13 protein-coding genes are annotated in these 15,045 nt (G+C 32.8%); 5 read left to right on the top strand and 8 right to left on the bottom strand.

Annotated features, from left to right (window positions below):
• Positions 1–2: 2 nt before the first annotated feature.
• Entirely contained in the window at positions 3–1,307 is a 1,305-nt protein-coding gene (gene der, locus M3P09_RS12140) for a ribosome biogenesis GTPase Der (RefSeq protein WP_249973325.1), read from the bottom strand.
• 165 nt (positions 1,308–1,472) lie between these two features.
• Here der and M3P09_RS12135 point away from each other — a divergent pair, with 165 nt between their 5' ends.
• Positions 1,473–1,982: a GTP-binding protein gene (locus M3P09_RS12135; protein ID WP_249973324.1), complete on the top strand. Its 510-nt coding sequence runs from the start codon at positions 1,473–1,475 to the stop codon at positions 1,980–1,982.
• Between the two features lie 6 nt (positions 1,983–1,988).
• Here M3P09_RS12135 and era read toward each other — a convergent pair whose 3' ends face one another.
• From era to M3P09_RS12120, 3 genes are all read right to left on the bottom strand, one after another.
• Positions 1,989–2,870 (bottom strand): GTPase Era, encoded by an 882-nt coding sequence (gene era, locus M3P09_RS12130; protein ID WP_249973322.1) that lies wholly within the window; start codon positions 2,868–2,870, stop codon positions 1,989–1,991.
• A 384-nt stretch (positions 2,871–3,254) separates the two neighbouring features.
• Complete coding sequence (gene bamJ / locus M3P09_RS12125; RefSeq protein ID WP_099563742.1) at positions 3,255–3,983, bottom strand: BamJ family beta-barrel-assembly machinery protein; 729 nt, start codon at positions 3,981–3,983, stop codon at positions 3,255–3,257.
• A gap of 81 nt (positions 3,984–4,064) precedes the next feature.
• Positions 4,065–4,946 carry a LysR family transcriptional regulator gene (locus M3P09_RS12120; RefSeq protein ID WP_249973321.1) on the bottom strand — a complete coding sequence of 294 codons (882 nt, stop codon included), beginning with the start codon at positions 4,944–4,946 and terminating at the stop codon, positions 4,065–4,067.
• Between the two features lie 84 nt (positions 4,947–5,030).
• Between M3P09_RS12120 and hutH the strand changes: the two genes are divergently transcribed.
• Genes hutH through hutI form a run of 3 tightly spaced genes read left to right on the top strand, consistent with a single transcriptional unit; the run spans position 5,031 to position 9,774 of the window.
• Positions 5,031–6,521 carry a histidine ammonia-lyase gene (gene hutH, locus M3P09_RS12115; protein WP_249973320.1) on the top strand — a complete coding sequence of 497 codons (1,491 nt, stop codon included), beginning with the start codon at positions 5,031–5,033 and terminating at the stop codon, positions 6,519–6,521.
• Positions 6,522–6,532: 11 nt separating this feature from the next.
• Positions 6,533–8,530, top strand: a complete 1,998-nt coding sequence (gene hutU / locus M3P09_RS12110) for a urocanate hydratase (protein WP_249973319.1) — start codon at positions 6,533–6,535, stop codon at positions 8,528–8,530.
• Positions 8,530–9,774, top strand: coding sequence for an imidazolonepropionase (gene hutI / locus M3P09_RS12105; RefSeq protein WP_249973317.1), 1,245 nt, complete (start codon positions 8,530–8,532; stop codon positions 9,772–9,774). The genes hutU and hutI overlap by 1 nt, the downstream gene beginning before the upstream one ends.
• 7 nt (positions 9,775–9,781) lie before the next feature.
• On the opposite strand, the gene M3P09_RS12100 is transcribed toward hutI, so the two are convergent.
• Positions 9,782–10,459 carry a bifunctional 4-hydroxy-2-oxoglutarate aldolase/2-dehydro-3-deoxy-phosphogluconate aldolase gene (locus tag M3P09_RS12100; RefSeq protein ID WP_249973316.1) on the bottom strand — a complete coding sequence of 226 codons (678 nt, stop codon included), beginning with the start codon at positions 10,457–10,459 and terminating at the stop codon, positions 9,782–9,784.
• Positions 10,460–10,481: 22 nt separating this feature from the next.
• Positions 10,482–11,522: a sugar kinase gene (locus M3P09_RS12095; RefSeq protein ID WP_249973315.1), complete on the bottom strand. Its 1,041-nt coding sequence runs from the start codon at positions 11,520–11,522 to the stop codon at positions 10,482–10,484.
• A gap of 153 nt (positions 11,523–11,675) precedes the next feature.
• On the opposite strand from M3P09_RS12095, the gene M3P09_RS12090 reads away from it, so the two are divergent.
• Positions 11,676–12,701, top strand: a complete 1,026-nt coding sequence (locus M3P09_RS12090) for a LacI family DNA-binding transcriptional regulator (protein ID WP_249973314.1) — start codon at positions 11,676–11,678, stop codon at positions 12,699–12,701.
• A gap of 86 nt (positions 12,702–12,787) precedes the next feature.
• Here M3P09_RS12090 and M3P09_RS12085 read toward each other — a convergent pair whose 3' ends face one another.
• Positions 12,788–13,552 carry an SDR family NAD(P)-dependent oxidoreductase gene (locus tag M3P09_RS12085; protein ID WP_099563763.1) on the bottom strand — a complete coding sequence of 255 codons (765 nt, stop codon included), beginning with the start codon at positions 13,550–13,552 and terminating at the stop codon, positions 12,788–12,790.
• A gap of 42 nt (positions 13,553–13,594) precedes the next feature.
• The gene (locus M3P09_RS12080; RefSeq protein ID WP_249973312.1) at positions 13,595–14,878 is read right to left on the bottom strand and encodes an MFS transporter; all 1,284 of its coding nucleotides are present in this window, start codon (positions 14,876–14,878) and stop codon (positions 13,595–13,597) included.
• Between the last annotated feature and the right edge of the window lie 167 nt (positions 14,879–15,045).

Raw genomic sequence — 15,045 nt, 5'->3', positions numbered from 1 at the left:
ATTTACTTTTTTCGCATATAAACACTAATTGGTACGCCATTAAAGTCAAAATGCTCACGAAGTTTATTTTCTAAAAAACGCTTATAGGCATCTTTTACATACTGCGGAAGGTTACAGAAAAATGCAAATTGAGGTTGTGGTGTAGGCAATTGCATAATATATTTAATCTTTACAAATTTCGCTTTATATGCCGGTGGCGGATAGTTCTCTATAATAGGCAGCAACACATCATTAAGCTGACTTGTTTTAATCTTTTTAGTTCTATTTTTATAAACCTCAACTGCAGTCTCTATAGCTTTAAAAATACGCTGTTTGGTAAGTGCCGAAATAAAAACAATAGGCACGTCAGTAAAAGGTTCCATTTGCTTTCTAATAGTTTTTTCGAAATCTTTCATAGATTTATGGTCTTTTTCAACCAAATCCCATTTATTCACTAAAACTACAATGCCTTTTCTATTACGCTCTGCTAACCAAAAAATATTTTGTACTTGCCCATCAAAACCTCTTGTAGCGTCTAAAACTAATAAGCAAACATCCGAATGCTCAATAGCCCTTACACTTCGCATTACTGAGTAAAATTCTAAGTCTTCTTTTACTTTAGATTTACGACGTATACCAGCAGTATCAACCAAATTAAATTCAAAGCCAAAACGATTATATTTAGTATCAATAGAATCTCTTGTAGTTCCTGCAATATCAGTAACTATATACCTATCTTCTCCAATTAATGCATTTATAAATGATGATTTACCTGCATTTGGGCGACCAACAACTGCAAATCGAGGTAGAGTTTCTTCTTCTACTTCTTCTTTTTCTGGTAATGCCTCAACTAAAGCATCTAAAAGCTCACCTGTACCACTACCATTAATACTTGCAATGGTATAATACTCCCCCAAACCTAACGAATAGAACTCAACAGCATCTTCTGCACGTTTACCATTATCAACTTTATTTATAACTAAAAAAACAGGTTTATTTACTTTACGAAGTAATTTAGCAACATCTTCATCCATTCCGGTAACACCAGATTCGACATCAACCATAAAAATAATGGCATCAGCCTCATCTATAGCTAATTCTACTTGTTTATCAATTTCAGCTTCAAAAACATCATCGCTACCTAACACATAACCCCCAGTATCAATAAGAGAAAACTCTTTACCATTCCAATCACTTTTTCCATAATGACGATCTCTAGTTACACCACTTACAGCATCAACAATAGCTTCTCTTCGCTGAATTAAACGATTAAAGAACGTTGATTTGCCTACATTGGGGCGACCTACTATAGCTACTATATTACTCATACTCTTTTATTATGTAACAGCCTAAAACTGATTTATTTATATTTCTTCTGAAATATTTTGCAAAAATAGGAAATATACCCAATGCATCACTCTTTTTAAGTAAAGATTAAAACTATTTATAATTTGAAGAAAAAATGTTACTTTTCTAAAGCTAAAAAATAATGTATGCCAACTACTAATGATATTGTTTTACGTCCGCGTTTTAAGGTAGAATTAAATGAAAATAACGAAACACTACTAAAAGCTTTTGATGCTACTAAAAAAGCTCAAGGTGAATTTGTAGTAAACAGAATAGATGACCATGTGTTTATTAAATTCCCTAAAGAAAAACAAACCTTTTGGTCGCCACAATTACATTTAGAAATAAACGAATCTGGCACCAATACTAGTACGCTTCATGGTTTATTTGGTCCAAACCCCACAGTTTGGACTATGTTTATGTTTTTTCATTTTATAGTAGTAGGACTCTTTATTGCATTTAGTATTTGGGCTTATACTAATTGGTCCTTAGAAAAGGAATATGCTATACAGTTAAGCTTTATGTTTTTAATGATAATTATTTGGTTTGTACTATACTTTGCTGGTACTATTGGTAAGGCATCAAGTAAAAATGAAATGCATTATTTGCATGACTTTATGAATAAAGTTTTAAATCAAAATGGTATTACTTTATAACTAGCTCTAATTATTATAACCAAAACGTTTTAATTGATTTTGGTTACTACGCCAATTTTTATTCACTTTTACATACAATTCTAAATGAATTTGCTTACCAAAAAACTTCTCTAAATCTTTTCTAGCTTCCACACCAACACGTTTTAAAGCAGATCCTTTATGACCAATAATAATACCTTTTTGAGTTTCACGCTCAACCATAATAACCGATCGAATTCTAATAATTTTTTCTTCTTCAAAAAACTCTTCGGTTTCTATTTCAACAGCATATGGGATTTCCTTTTTATAATGAAGTAGTATTTTTTCTCGAATGGTTTCATTAATAAAAAAACGTTCAGGCTTATCTGTTAATTGATCTTTTGGATAAAATGCGGGAGATTCTGGCAATAGCTCAATAATTCTATCAAAAACTGCTTTTACCTGAAAACCTTCTAAAGCTGAAATAGGAATTATTTCTGCATTGGGCACTTTTTCTGCCCAAAGTTGCACTTGAGTTTCTAATTGCTCTTGATCAGACTTATCAATCTTATTTAAAAGTAATAATACAGGTATTTTAGAACTTGTAATTTTATTAAAAAAAGCCTCATCCTTCAATGCTTGCTCTCCAATTTCTACCATATAAAGTAGAATATCAGCATCTTCAAAAGCAGACTTTACAAACCCCATCATAGATTCTTGCAACTCATAGGCTGGCTTTATAATACCTGGGGTATCGCTAAACAAAACCTGGAAATCATCTCCATTAACAATTCCTAAAATCCTATGGCGTGTCGTTTGTGCCTTAGATGTAATAATGGAAAGTTTCTCTCCTATAAACGCATTCATTAAGGTAGATTTCCCAACGTTAGGGTTTCCAATTATATTTACAAAACCTGCTTTATGGCTCATTCTATTTAATTTATTAAGGCTACAAAGTTACAATCTTGGTTTATTAATTACACTATCTATTTATTTTAAAACAAAAAACTAAATAATTTTATTTTAAAAACCTGATGATTATCTGATAAAAGTCATATTTACAAAAAACATTATCCTTTACTTTTACTAAAAATTTTTAAATATGATAACTCAAGCCATTTCTCTTTACAACTGGACTAACTGAGTAATAATGATTGCCATCTTTGGAATTGTTTGCATTACATTAATTGGTATACTTATCAAGTTTATGATGAGTGGAAAGAAAAAAGATAATTCTGAAAATTAAATAAAAAAAGCAGTCGTTTAAAAGTGATTTTAAACGACTGCTTTTTTTATTAGTACCAAGTAATTATTTTACTTAACAATTTCTATTAATTCAACTTCAAAAACTAAAGCATCAAATGGTTTAATTTTACCTCCTTGTCGAGGAAAAGCTCCGTATGATAATTCTTGAGGAATAAAGAATTTATATTTTGAACCTACTGGCATTAATTGCAACCCTTCTGTCCATCCTTTTATAACTTGATTCACAAAAAACTCTGATGGTGTTCCTCTATCAACAGAACTATCAAAAACTTCTCCATTAATATTAGTTCCATGGTAATGCACTTTTACTTTTGAAGACGCTTCTGGTTTTTCGCCATTTCCTTCTTTCAAAACAATGTATTGCAATCCAGAAGCTGTTGTTTTAACACCTTCCTTAGCTTTGTTTTCTTCTAAAAAGTTTTCTCCTGCAACTTTGTTATCATTATATTGCTCTTCAAGCTTTTTTAAACGTTCTGCTTGCTGTTTTTCTTGATCCGCTTGTTGTTTCTTTTTAAAGAACTGCTGAATTACAGAATTAACTTTATCTCCCTCAATTAAAATATTTGTTGAATCAACTCCACTTCTAAGACCTTGAATAAAAATGTCTACATCTGCATCGCTAAAATTTGTTCTTATTTGCGTTCCGGTGCTTAAACCTATAGCATAACTTACTGAATCAATTTCTGTTTTTAACGGCTTATTAGTTACTCCATTTTTATTACAAGAAAATAACATTACTGCTACTAAAGCAATACTTAAAAATTTAATCGTTTTCATTCTTTATAGTTTATTTTTATTTGAAGCCAAAAGTATGGAATTTTATTTCAGTATACAAAGCTAAGTTTGTCTCCTAAATTCTTAATCCAAATGAGTTAAAAACTTTTCTAATATGGGGTTTCTATTTTTTCTATTCCAAACTACAGATAGTACTGTTTTTTGCGAAATTTTAGTTAATTCAATAAACTTAACCCCTTTTACATTTTGAGTCTGTAGTGATTTTGGAACTATAGAAATTCCAAAATTATTTTCTACTAACTTATATATAGAACTTGCATGAATAGTATTGTGAGCTATAATTGGAGTAAAACCATTGTCATCAAAAATTTGCATCACCTTTTCAAAATATGAAGCACTGTATTTAGAATCAAATAAAATGAAAGCATCATTTTTAAACTGCTTAATACTTTTAAAATTAGTAACATTTATTGGGTGGTTTATTGGCAAAACCAAACAAAAATTTTCTTTCAAAACTGGTTTTATTTCCAAACCTCTTGGTACTCTTTCCAGACGAACGAATCCTATATCCATATCGTGAGACAATAAACTTTCTATTTGCTTTTGATTATCCAACTCTTTTAAGCTAAACTGAGCATTTGGGTTTTCGTTTCTAAATTTTAATAAAAGATTAGGTATAATTTTTTGCATTGCAGATCCAACATAACCAAATTTTAAGTCGCCCCCAATACCATCATTTAGCAGTTTGGTTTGATTAAAAATACGGTCCAAGTCTTTCAAGTATTGAATGATTTCAGTTTTTAAATAACTTCCAGCTTTTGTCAATTCCACTTTTCTGTTATGACGCTCAAACAATTTAACTCCTAAATCGTTTTCCATTTGTTTTATTTGTCTGCTCAAACCAGGTTGAGAGATAAACAATCGTTCTGCTGCTTTTCTAAAATGTAAATCTTCAGCAACAGCTACAAAATATTTTAAATGCCTTAATTCTAATTGATGCTTCATAGTTATTATTTAACTATTGTATTGATATTAATAAGTATCAAATTTATAAATAACTTTGTAAAAACAATCCATAGAATTCAATAAATGTTTAAATACGGAATAGATAAACTTACAGTAAATAAAGCTATCAACATTGCACAAGGCAATTTAAAGGCTATTATTACTAAAGAAGCCACAGAAAAAATAAACAACTGCAGACAAAAAGTTGAAACTATAGCTAGTTCTAACAAAGCTGTATATGGGATTAATACTGGCTTTGGGCCTTTATGTGATGTACAGATAACCCCTGAAGAAACAAGTAAGCTTCAAGAAAATTTATTAATAACTCATGCGGTTGGTGTTGGCAACCCTATTGATAAAGAACTGTCTAAAATCATGATGATTTGCAAAGTTCATGCCTTATGTCAAGGGTTTTCGGGAGTTCGTTTAATACTAATAGAACGCATTTTATATTTTATTGAGAATGATTTATTACCAATAGTTCCAGAACAAGGTTCAGTTGGTGCATCAGGCGATTTGGCTCCTCTGTCTCATTTATTTTTACCTCTATTAGGCGAAGGTGAGTTTTGGATTAATGACTCCATTGTGCCTGCAAAGAGTGTTTTAGATAAACATGATTTAACACCTATGCAATTGGAAGCAAAAGAAGGTTTGGGGCTTATAAATGGTACACAGTTTATTTTGGCACATACTATAGTTGGGTTAAAGAAAATGGAATATCTACTTGATTTAGCTGACCTATCGGGAGCCATGACACTTGAAGGCTTTCAAGGAAGTGCCTCTCCATTTAAAAAAGCACTACACAGTATTCGTCCATTTAAAGGTAATTTAAAAGTTGCCGAGCGTATTCGTATGCTATTAAAAGACTCTCAAAATGTTGAAAACCATTTTGAATGCGATCGTGTGCAAGACCCTTATTCTATTCGTTGTATGCCACAAGTACACGGTGCATCAAGAAATGCTTTTTATCATTTAAATGAATTAGCAGAAATAGAAATGAATTCAGTAACAGACAACCCTATAGTGTTAAGTGAAACAGAAGCTATTTCTGGTGGAAATTTCCATGGGCAACCACTTGCCATGGCATTAGACTATACCTCAATCGCAGCCTCAGAATTAGGTAACATTTCTGATAGACGTTGTTTTTTAATTTTAGAAGGCAAATATGGTTTACCACGTTTATTAACTGAAGCTGGTGGTTTAAATTCTGGTTTTATGATTCCGCAGTACACCACAGCAGCTTTGGTAACCGAAAATAAATCGCTATGTTTCCCTGCTTCAGCTGATAGTATTCCAACTTCCTTAGGACAAGAAGATCATGTTTCAATGGGAAGCATCTCTGGACGCAAATTCAACCAAATATTAGGAAACATAGAAAAAATATTTGCTATTGAATTAATGTATGCAGCTCAAGCTTTAGAGTTTAGAAGACCTAACACATTCTCAAAGATAATTGAAGCGAATTTTAAAATAATTAGAAATAAAGTTGCAAAATTAGAAGAAGACCGCGTATTAAAAGATGACATTAACACTTTAATAGAAATGGTTAAAAACCAAGTTTTTATAGTAAATTAAAAATCTAAATCATGACTTTTAAAGAACAAATATTACAAGGCATCCCTTCTGAATTACCAGTAAAAAAAGATTACCCAAAAGATGCCAATAGAGCACCTAAAAGAAAAGATATATTAAATAAAGAAGAGAAGCAATTAGCTATACGCAATGCATTGCGCTACTTTCCTAAAAAATGGCATGAAGAGTTAGCTCTTGAATTTGCGGAAGAATTAAAAGAATATGGTAGAATTTATATGTACAGGTTCAAACCAGCTTATAAGATTTTCGCTAGGCCTATTTCTGAATATCCAGCATATTCCTCACAAGCAGCATCTATTATGCTAATGATTCAAAATAACCTTGATCCAAATGTAGCACAACACCCAGAAGAATTAATTACTTATGGTGGCAATGGTGCTGTTTTTCAAAATTGGGCACAATATTTATTGGTAATGCAATATTTAGCAACCATGACAGATAATCAAACACTTCATATGTATTCAGGTCACCCTATGGGATTATTTCCATCATCAAAGCATGCTCCTAGAGTGGTTGTTACTAACGGTATGGTAATCCCTAACTATTCACAACCAGACGATTGGGAAAAATTTAACGCCTTAGGTGTTTCGCAATATGGGCAAATGACTGCGGGTTCTTTTATGTATATTGGGCCTCAAGGTATTGTACATGGAACGACTATTACGGTTATGAACGCATTTAGAAAGATTTTACAAAAAAATGAAGCCCCAGCTGGAAAAATATTTTTAACTGCTGGGTTGGGCGGTATGAGTGGTGCGCAACCAAAAGCAGGAAATATTGCAGGTTGTATCACTATTTGTGCAGAAGTAAATTCGAAAGCAGCCATTAAACGACATGAACAAGGTTGGGTTGATATTTTAATTGATAATATTGCTAGCTTGGTAACCAGAGTAAAGCAAGCCCAAGCTAATAGCGAAGTAGTTTCAATTGCTTTTATTGGTAATATTGTTGACGTTTGGGAGCGCTTTGATAAAGAAGATATTTTCATTCACCTTGGATCTGATCAAACATCATTACACATTCCATGGACAGGGGGTTATTATCCAGTTGATGTTTCTTATGAAGAGGCAAATCGATTAATTCGAGAAGAACCACTAAGGTTTAAAGAAGAAGTTCAGAAATCATTACGAAGGCATGCTGCATCTATCAATAAACACGTAGCTAAAGGAACTTACTTTTTTGATTATGGAAATGCTTTTTTACTAGAAGCATCACGAGCAGGAGCAGATATAATGGCAGAAAATGGTATCGATTTTAAATACCCATCCTATGTGCAAGATATTTTAGGTCCTATGTGCTTTGACTATGGATTTGGTCCTTTTCGTTGGGTATGTACATCTGGCAAACCTGAAGATTTAGATGCCACAGATAGTATTGCTGCCGAAGTATTACAGGAAATCATGAAGAATTCTCCTGAAGAAATTCAACAGCAAATGCAAGATAATATTACTTGGATAAAAAATGCTAAAAAAAATAAAATGGTAGTTGGTTCACAGGCTCGTATACTATATGCTGATGCCGAAGGTCGCGCAAAAATAGCAAAAGCCTTTAATGATGCTATTGCAACTGGTAAAATTGGACCAATAGTTTTAGGTAGAGATCACCACGATGTAAGTGGAACCGATTCACCTTTTAGAGAAACCTCCAATATTTATGACGGCAGTAAATTTACAGCAGATATGGCTATACATAATGTTATTGGTGATAGCTTTAGAGGTGCCACTTGGGTATCTATACACAATGGTGGTGGTGTTGGCTGGGGAGAGGTAATAAATGGTGGTTTTGGCATGTTACTAGATGGTACTAAAGAAGCCGAAGCACGTTTAAGAAACATGTTGTTTTACGATGTAAATAACGGAATTGCTCGTAGAAGCTGGGCAAGGAATGACGAAGCTTTATTTGCTATAAAACGAGAAATGGAAAGAACTCCTAATTTAAAAGTAACTTTACCAAATATTGTTGAAGACGAATTGTTAAACAATTTATTTTAATGACCACATTATTTAAAAATATTAAAGAATTAATTCAAGTCCGTACAGAACCAGTTGCATTTCTTTCGGGTAAAGACATGGCGATATTGCCAACCATTAAAAATGCCTTTTTGGTAGTTGAAAATGGTTTAATAGCCAACTTTGGAGAGATGGCAGAATGCCCTAATAATGATTTCTCAGAAGTCATTGACGCTACCGGAAAAATGATGCTCCCATCGTGGTGTGATTCGCATACACATATTGTTTATGCTGGAAACAGAGAAAGCGAATTTGTTGACAGAATAAATGGTTTATCGTATAAAGAAATTGCCAATAATGGAGGTGGAATTTTAAATTCAGCAAAGAAGTTACAGGAAACCTCAGAAGATGATTTATATAAGCAAAGTAAACTTAGGTTAGAAGAAATAATAAAACTAGGTACAGGAGCCGTTGAAATTAAATCTGGGTATGGACTAACTGAAAAAGCAGAATTAAAAATGCTTCGTGTTATAAAACGTCTTAAAAAAAACTATCCTATTGAAATAAAAGCCACTTTTTTAGGTGCTCATGCTGTTCCTGCAAATTACAAAAACAATAAAGCTGATTATTTACAAATGCTTATTGATGATGTATTACCAAAAATTTCAGAAGAAAAATTAGCAGAATACATCGATATATTTTGTGAAACGGGGTACTTTTCCGTTGAAGATACTGAGCTTATTTTAGAAGCAGGAAAAAAACATGGACTTACTCCTAAAATACATGTCAATCAATTTACAGCCATTGGAGGTGTACAAGCAGGTATAAAACACGGTGCTTTATCTGTAGATCATTTAGAAGAGATGCGAGATGAAGATATCGCTGCGCTTCAAAATACTAATACTATGCCTGTAGCATTACCAAGCTGTTCGTATTTTTTAAGCATTCCATATACCCCTGCTCGAAAAATGATAGATGCCGGACTTCCTTTAGCTTTAGCAACCGATTATAACCCAGGTTCTACACCTTCAGGAAATATGAATTTTGTGATTTCTACAGCTTGTATCAAAATGAAAATGACACCTGAAGAAGCAATTAACGCAGCCACTATTAATGGCGCTTATGCCATGGGATTAGAAAAAGAAGTTGGTACAATATCTATTGGCAAACAAGCTAATTTAATAGTGACTGAGCCTATTAATTCTTATGGATTTATTCCTTACTCTTTTGGAAATCATCAAATAGATTTTGTGTATTTAAAAGGAAAAAAGTGGCTGGTTAGTTAAAGCTAATTTAACAAACAGTTTTTCTAACTTCTTTAATTATATTTAATGCTTCTTTTACATCTTGTTCAAGCTTATTATAATCTTTATTTGCTATAATATCTTTAGATATCAATTTAGAACCCATTCCAACACATGTAACCCCGGCATCAAACCAAGCTTTTAAGTTTTCTTGAGTTGGAGACACTCCACCTGTTGGCATAATAGAAGTCCAAGGTTGTGGGCCTCTCACTCCTTTAACAAACTTTGGCCCGTAAATATCTCCAGGGAATAATTTCACTATTTCACATCCAAGTTCTTCCGCTTTAGCAATTTCTGTCAACGTTCCGCACCCTGGTGACCATAATACTTTTCTTCTATTACATACTATGGCAATATCTTCTCTTAGTACTGGTGTTACTATAAAGTTTGCTCCTAATGCCATATATAAGGATGCTGCAGCTGCATCTGTTACAGAACCTACTCCCATAATCATTCCTGGTAACTCTGCAATTGCATACTTGGTTAGTTCTCCAAAAACTTCATGAGCAAAATCTCCTCGAGCAGTAAACTCCATTAAGCGAGCACCTCCATTATAGCAAGCTTTTAGTATTTTTTTACTAAGCTCTAAATCGTTATTAAAAAACAAAGGAATCATTCCAGTTTCTTTCATTGCATTAGCAACTTCTATTCTTGTAAATTGTGTCATTTTATATTGTTTTTATAATTGATTAGCGCGCTACTCGACCAGAAGCATCACCCCCCATTAATTTTTCTACTTCTGAAACTGTCACTAAGTTAGCATCTCCTTTAATAGTGTGTTTTAAGCACGATGCAGCTACAGCAAAATCTAAAGCATTTTGATCATCTTCTGGGTATGTTAGTAAGCCGTATATTAAACCTCCCATAAAAGAATCTCCACCGCCAACTCGATCAACAATATCTGTGATTTGATATTGACGTGTTTCATACATTTTTTTACCGTCATACAAAACACCTGCCCATGTATTATGAGATGCCGAAATAGAGCCTCTTAAAGTGGTTATTACTTTTTTAGCTCTTGGAAATTTATTCATCATCTGTTTACAAACAGATAAAAAAGCTTCAGCTTTAACATCATGCCCATGCTTATGTACATCTAACCCTTCTGGGTGAATTCCAAAGTGTTTTTCAGCATCTTCTTCGTTTCCTAAAATAATATCGCAATATGAAGTCAATTCAGTCATAATGGCTTCTCTATCTCCACCATAGTTCCAAAGTTTTGCTCTATAATTTAAATCGGTAGAAATCGTAATTCCTTTTGCACTAGCAGCTTTTAGGGCTTCTAAACAAACATCAGCAGCGCCTTGTGATATTGCAGGAGTTATTCCTGTCCAATGAAACCATTCTACACCTTCAAAAACAGTATCCCAATCTATCATTCCTTGCTCTATTTCTGCAATCGCAGAATGTGCTCTATCATAAACTACCTTACTTCCTCTTGAAACTGCTCCAGTCTCTAAAAAATAAATCCCCAAACGATCACCTCCATAAACAATTTTATCTACCCCAACACCGCGTTTTCGCATTTCCATCATAGCACATTCACCAATATCATTTTTTGGTAAACGTGTTACAAAATCTACAGACACTCCATAATTTGCTAAAGATACTGCAACATTAGATTCTCCTCCTCCATAAACAGCATCAAAGTTATTAGCTTGTGAAAATCTTAAAAACCCTTGCGGAGCTAATCGTAACATGATTTCTCCAAACGTAACTACTTTACCCATTTTTTTTAAATTTTTATTTAAGTTTATTGTTTTTTGCTTAAACGTTTAAGCAAAAATTTAAAATAATATCAAAACCCTATTTTTTATTTGAATTTTGATATTAATAAACAAAACATTAGCTTTGCTTAAACGTTTAAGCAAATATATAAAAAATTGACAAATAAAAAAAAAACTACAATAAAAGACATTGCAAATGTTTTAAATATATCTGCTGCTGCGGTTTCAAAAGCTTTACATAACGACTCTCGTATTAGTGAAAAAACTAAAAAAGCTGTAAAGCAAGTCGCAAAAAATTTAAACTACCAACCTAATCATCTTGCGAGTGCATTACGAAAAGGAAAAAGTAATTTAGTTGGAGTTATTGTTCCAAGGACCAATAGTAATTTCTTCTCTTCTGTTATCCAAAACATAGAGGAAGAACTAAACAAAGAGGGGTATAACATTATTATTACTCAATCTAACGAATCTTACAAAAAAGAGTGCAACAATATTGACACACTATTATTTACTCAAGTTGATGGTATTATAGCTTCTATGGCAAATGAAACGGTTAATTTAGAATATTATGAAAAGATTAAATCAAAAGGGATTCCTTTAATTTTATTTGATCGTGGTGAAAATGATTTAAATGTAGACTATATAGGTATTAATGATTATGATAGTAGTCATATGATAGTTGATCATTTAGTGCAGCAAAACCGCAAGCGAATAGCTCACATTGGGGGATATAAACATACTAGAATTTTTAATAATAGAATTAGAGGTTATGTTGATGCTTTAAAAAAACACAACTTACCGCAAGATAACGATCTTCTTATAGAAAGTAGTCTTACAACTGAAGATGGCAGAGCTAAAATGATTCAGCTATTAAAATTAAAGGACAAGCCTGATGCCATTTATGTTGCTGGTGATTATGCCGCTTTAGGTGCACTACAAGTTTTAAATGAACAGAATATTAAAGTTCCAGAAGAAATAGCCTTGGTTGGTTTTGGAAATGAACCTTTTACTGCCATGGTAACTCCAACAATTTCTAGTGTAAATCAGCATAGTGCAGAAATTGGTAGGCTTGCTGCTACCACATTTTTAGAACATGCTAAAAAAGAAGTGATAACACAATCTCTTAATAAGAAAATTTTAAATGCGGATTTAATAGTTAGAGATTCATCTAAAAAAAATTAAGCGTTAATGTATTTATACATTAACGCTTAATTTATAATAAACTAGGAAAACATAACCCCTATTTTTACTTAAAAAAAACTTTAATTCTATATTCCTAAAGCTTGTCCGCCACCAATTTGGATAGTTTCAGCAGTTAAGAAAGCCGAATCGTTACTTGCCAAGAAAGAAACAACAGAAGCTACATCTTCAGGTTGACCTAACCTTCCTAACATAATATTATTTGCCCATGAAGCAAAGACTTCTGGCTTTGTTGCTTTAATTTGAGCATGAAATGGTGTGTCAATTGTACCTGGTGATACTGCATTTACTCTAATTCCATATTCAGCTAAATCTTTTGCTAGTGCTCTAGTTATTGCATGTACTCCTGCTTTGGATGTTCCATAGATTCCTGCCCCAGGGCCTCCAGCTGTCCATCCTGCATTGGATGTATAGTTAATTATTGTAGCATTCTCTCCTTTTTTAAGAAAAGGGATAGCTGCTCTTGATGCAAAAAACACAGAATCAAGGTTTAGTGCCATTACAAATCTGTAAAAATCTGTTGTCATTTCTTCAAATCGAGACCGACCTCCTAATCCTCCAGCATTATTTACTAGAACATCAATTCTTCCGTACTTTTCACCAATTTTTACAATGTTTGCAGTTACCTCTTCTTCTTTTGTAACATCAAATCCGTAATATTCAGCAGTTATTCCTTCTTTGGAAAGCTCTTCAACTCGTTTAGCTCCTGCTTCATCTTCGATACCATTTAATATAACTGTGTACCCATCTTTACCCAATCTTTTTGCTACAGCAAAACCAATTCCACCGGTAGCTCCGGTAATTATTGCTATTTTTCCGTTTATATTGCTCATCTTTTAATATTGTGTTTTATTATGTTATATAATTTTTATCTTTTAATTTTTTCTACTTACTACTAATCTTACTTTTTTGATTAAAAAGAGAATGGATAGCACAGCTAGAACTACCGACAGAGTAATAGCTATAAATGCTGGTGTATATGATCCTCCTTTTGTTATACTACCAATAAACCAATTCATTATAATAGGCGAAAATGCTGCTACTGTTCCAGCTAATCCAGCTAATGTACCAACCGATGGCCCTCTAAATAAATCACTTGATAAAGTTTGAATGTTACCTATGGCAAATTGAAATCCAAAAAGCGCTAATCCTGCTAGATATATGAATGTCATATAATTAGAATCATCTACCAATAATATAATAGAAACAAAGCCAATTATTATTAAAATGCTTCCTAACACTATACTTGCTTTCCTTCCAAAATCTACAGAAGTACGTTTTATTATTTCTTCTGTAAATAAGCCTCCTAATATTCCTCCTGCTGCAGCCATGAGGTAAGATATCCACATTGTTTTTCCTATTTCTTCTATGCTTAGTCCAAATTTCGAATTCAGATAGATTGGCATCCAACCCGCAAAGAACCACCAAATAGGTTCTATGAAAAACCTACATAGTAAAACTCCCCAAGGTTGTTTATAACTCAATATTTTGCCAACACCCAAACTTTTAGCTCCTTCAACAGCAACATCATTATTTTCTATTCGGTCATTAAGTATCAAGTTTTTTTCGCCCTCAGTAATCCAAGGATGGTTTTCAGGTTTTGATTTGTTTAAGATTAACCAAGGAATAATCCAAATTAATCCTAATCCACCTAATATTATGTAGGTAGACTTCCATCCAAATTGAGCATATAGAAAAACTATAACAACAGGAGCTATTACATTGCCTATAGATGCACCAGAGTTAAAAATACCTTGTGCCAACGCTCTTTGTTTTACAGGAAACCATTCTCCATTACTTTTAACGGCACCAGGCCATAGTCCTGCTTCTCCTAGCCCAAGTAGGCCACGTACTATTGACAATGAAACTATCCCTCTTGCCACTGCATGAAAAGCGGCAGCTACTGACCATACTACGATAGATATAACAAAACCAATTCTAGTACCAATTTTATCGTACAATCTTCCAGATAAAAATTTACTGGCAGCATACGTTATCATAAAAACATTAAGCATTAGTGCATAATCAGAATTATCCATGCCAAGGTCTTCACCCATTTGAGGCCATAATAATGCAAAAGCCGTTCTATCGATATAATTTATAACGGTTGCTATAAAAATTAATATAATTATCCACCAACGTAAGCCTTTGATTTTCATTGTTCTAAATTTACATGTTAGCATTCTACATAATTATTTAAATTATATAATAGAATGTAAAAACTTGTTTAGCAATAAATAGCTAAACTTTAAATGTGAAGAAATATATTTTTAGATTTCTTCCCTCCTAATATTTTATATTGAAAAATAAAAAGCGTGCAACATTA

The organism is Jejuia spongiicola, assembly GCF_023502325.1.
In the GTDB taxonomy this organism is placed as follows: domain Bacteria; phylum Bacteroidota; class Bacteroidia; order Flavobacteriales; family Flavobacteriaceae; genus Wocania_A; species Wocania_A spongiicola.
Note: the sequence above shows the minus strand (reverse complement) of the source record. Positions and strands in the feature narration are given on the sequence as shown.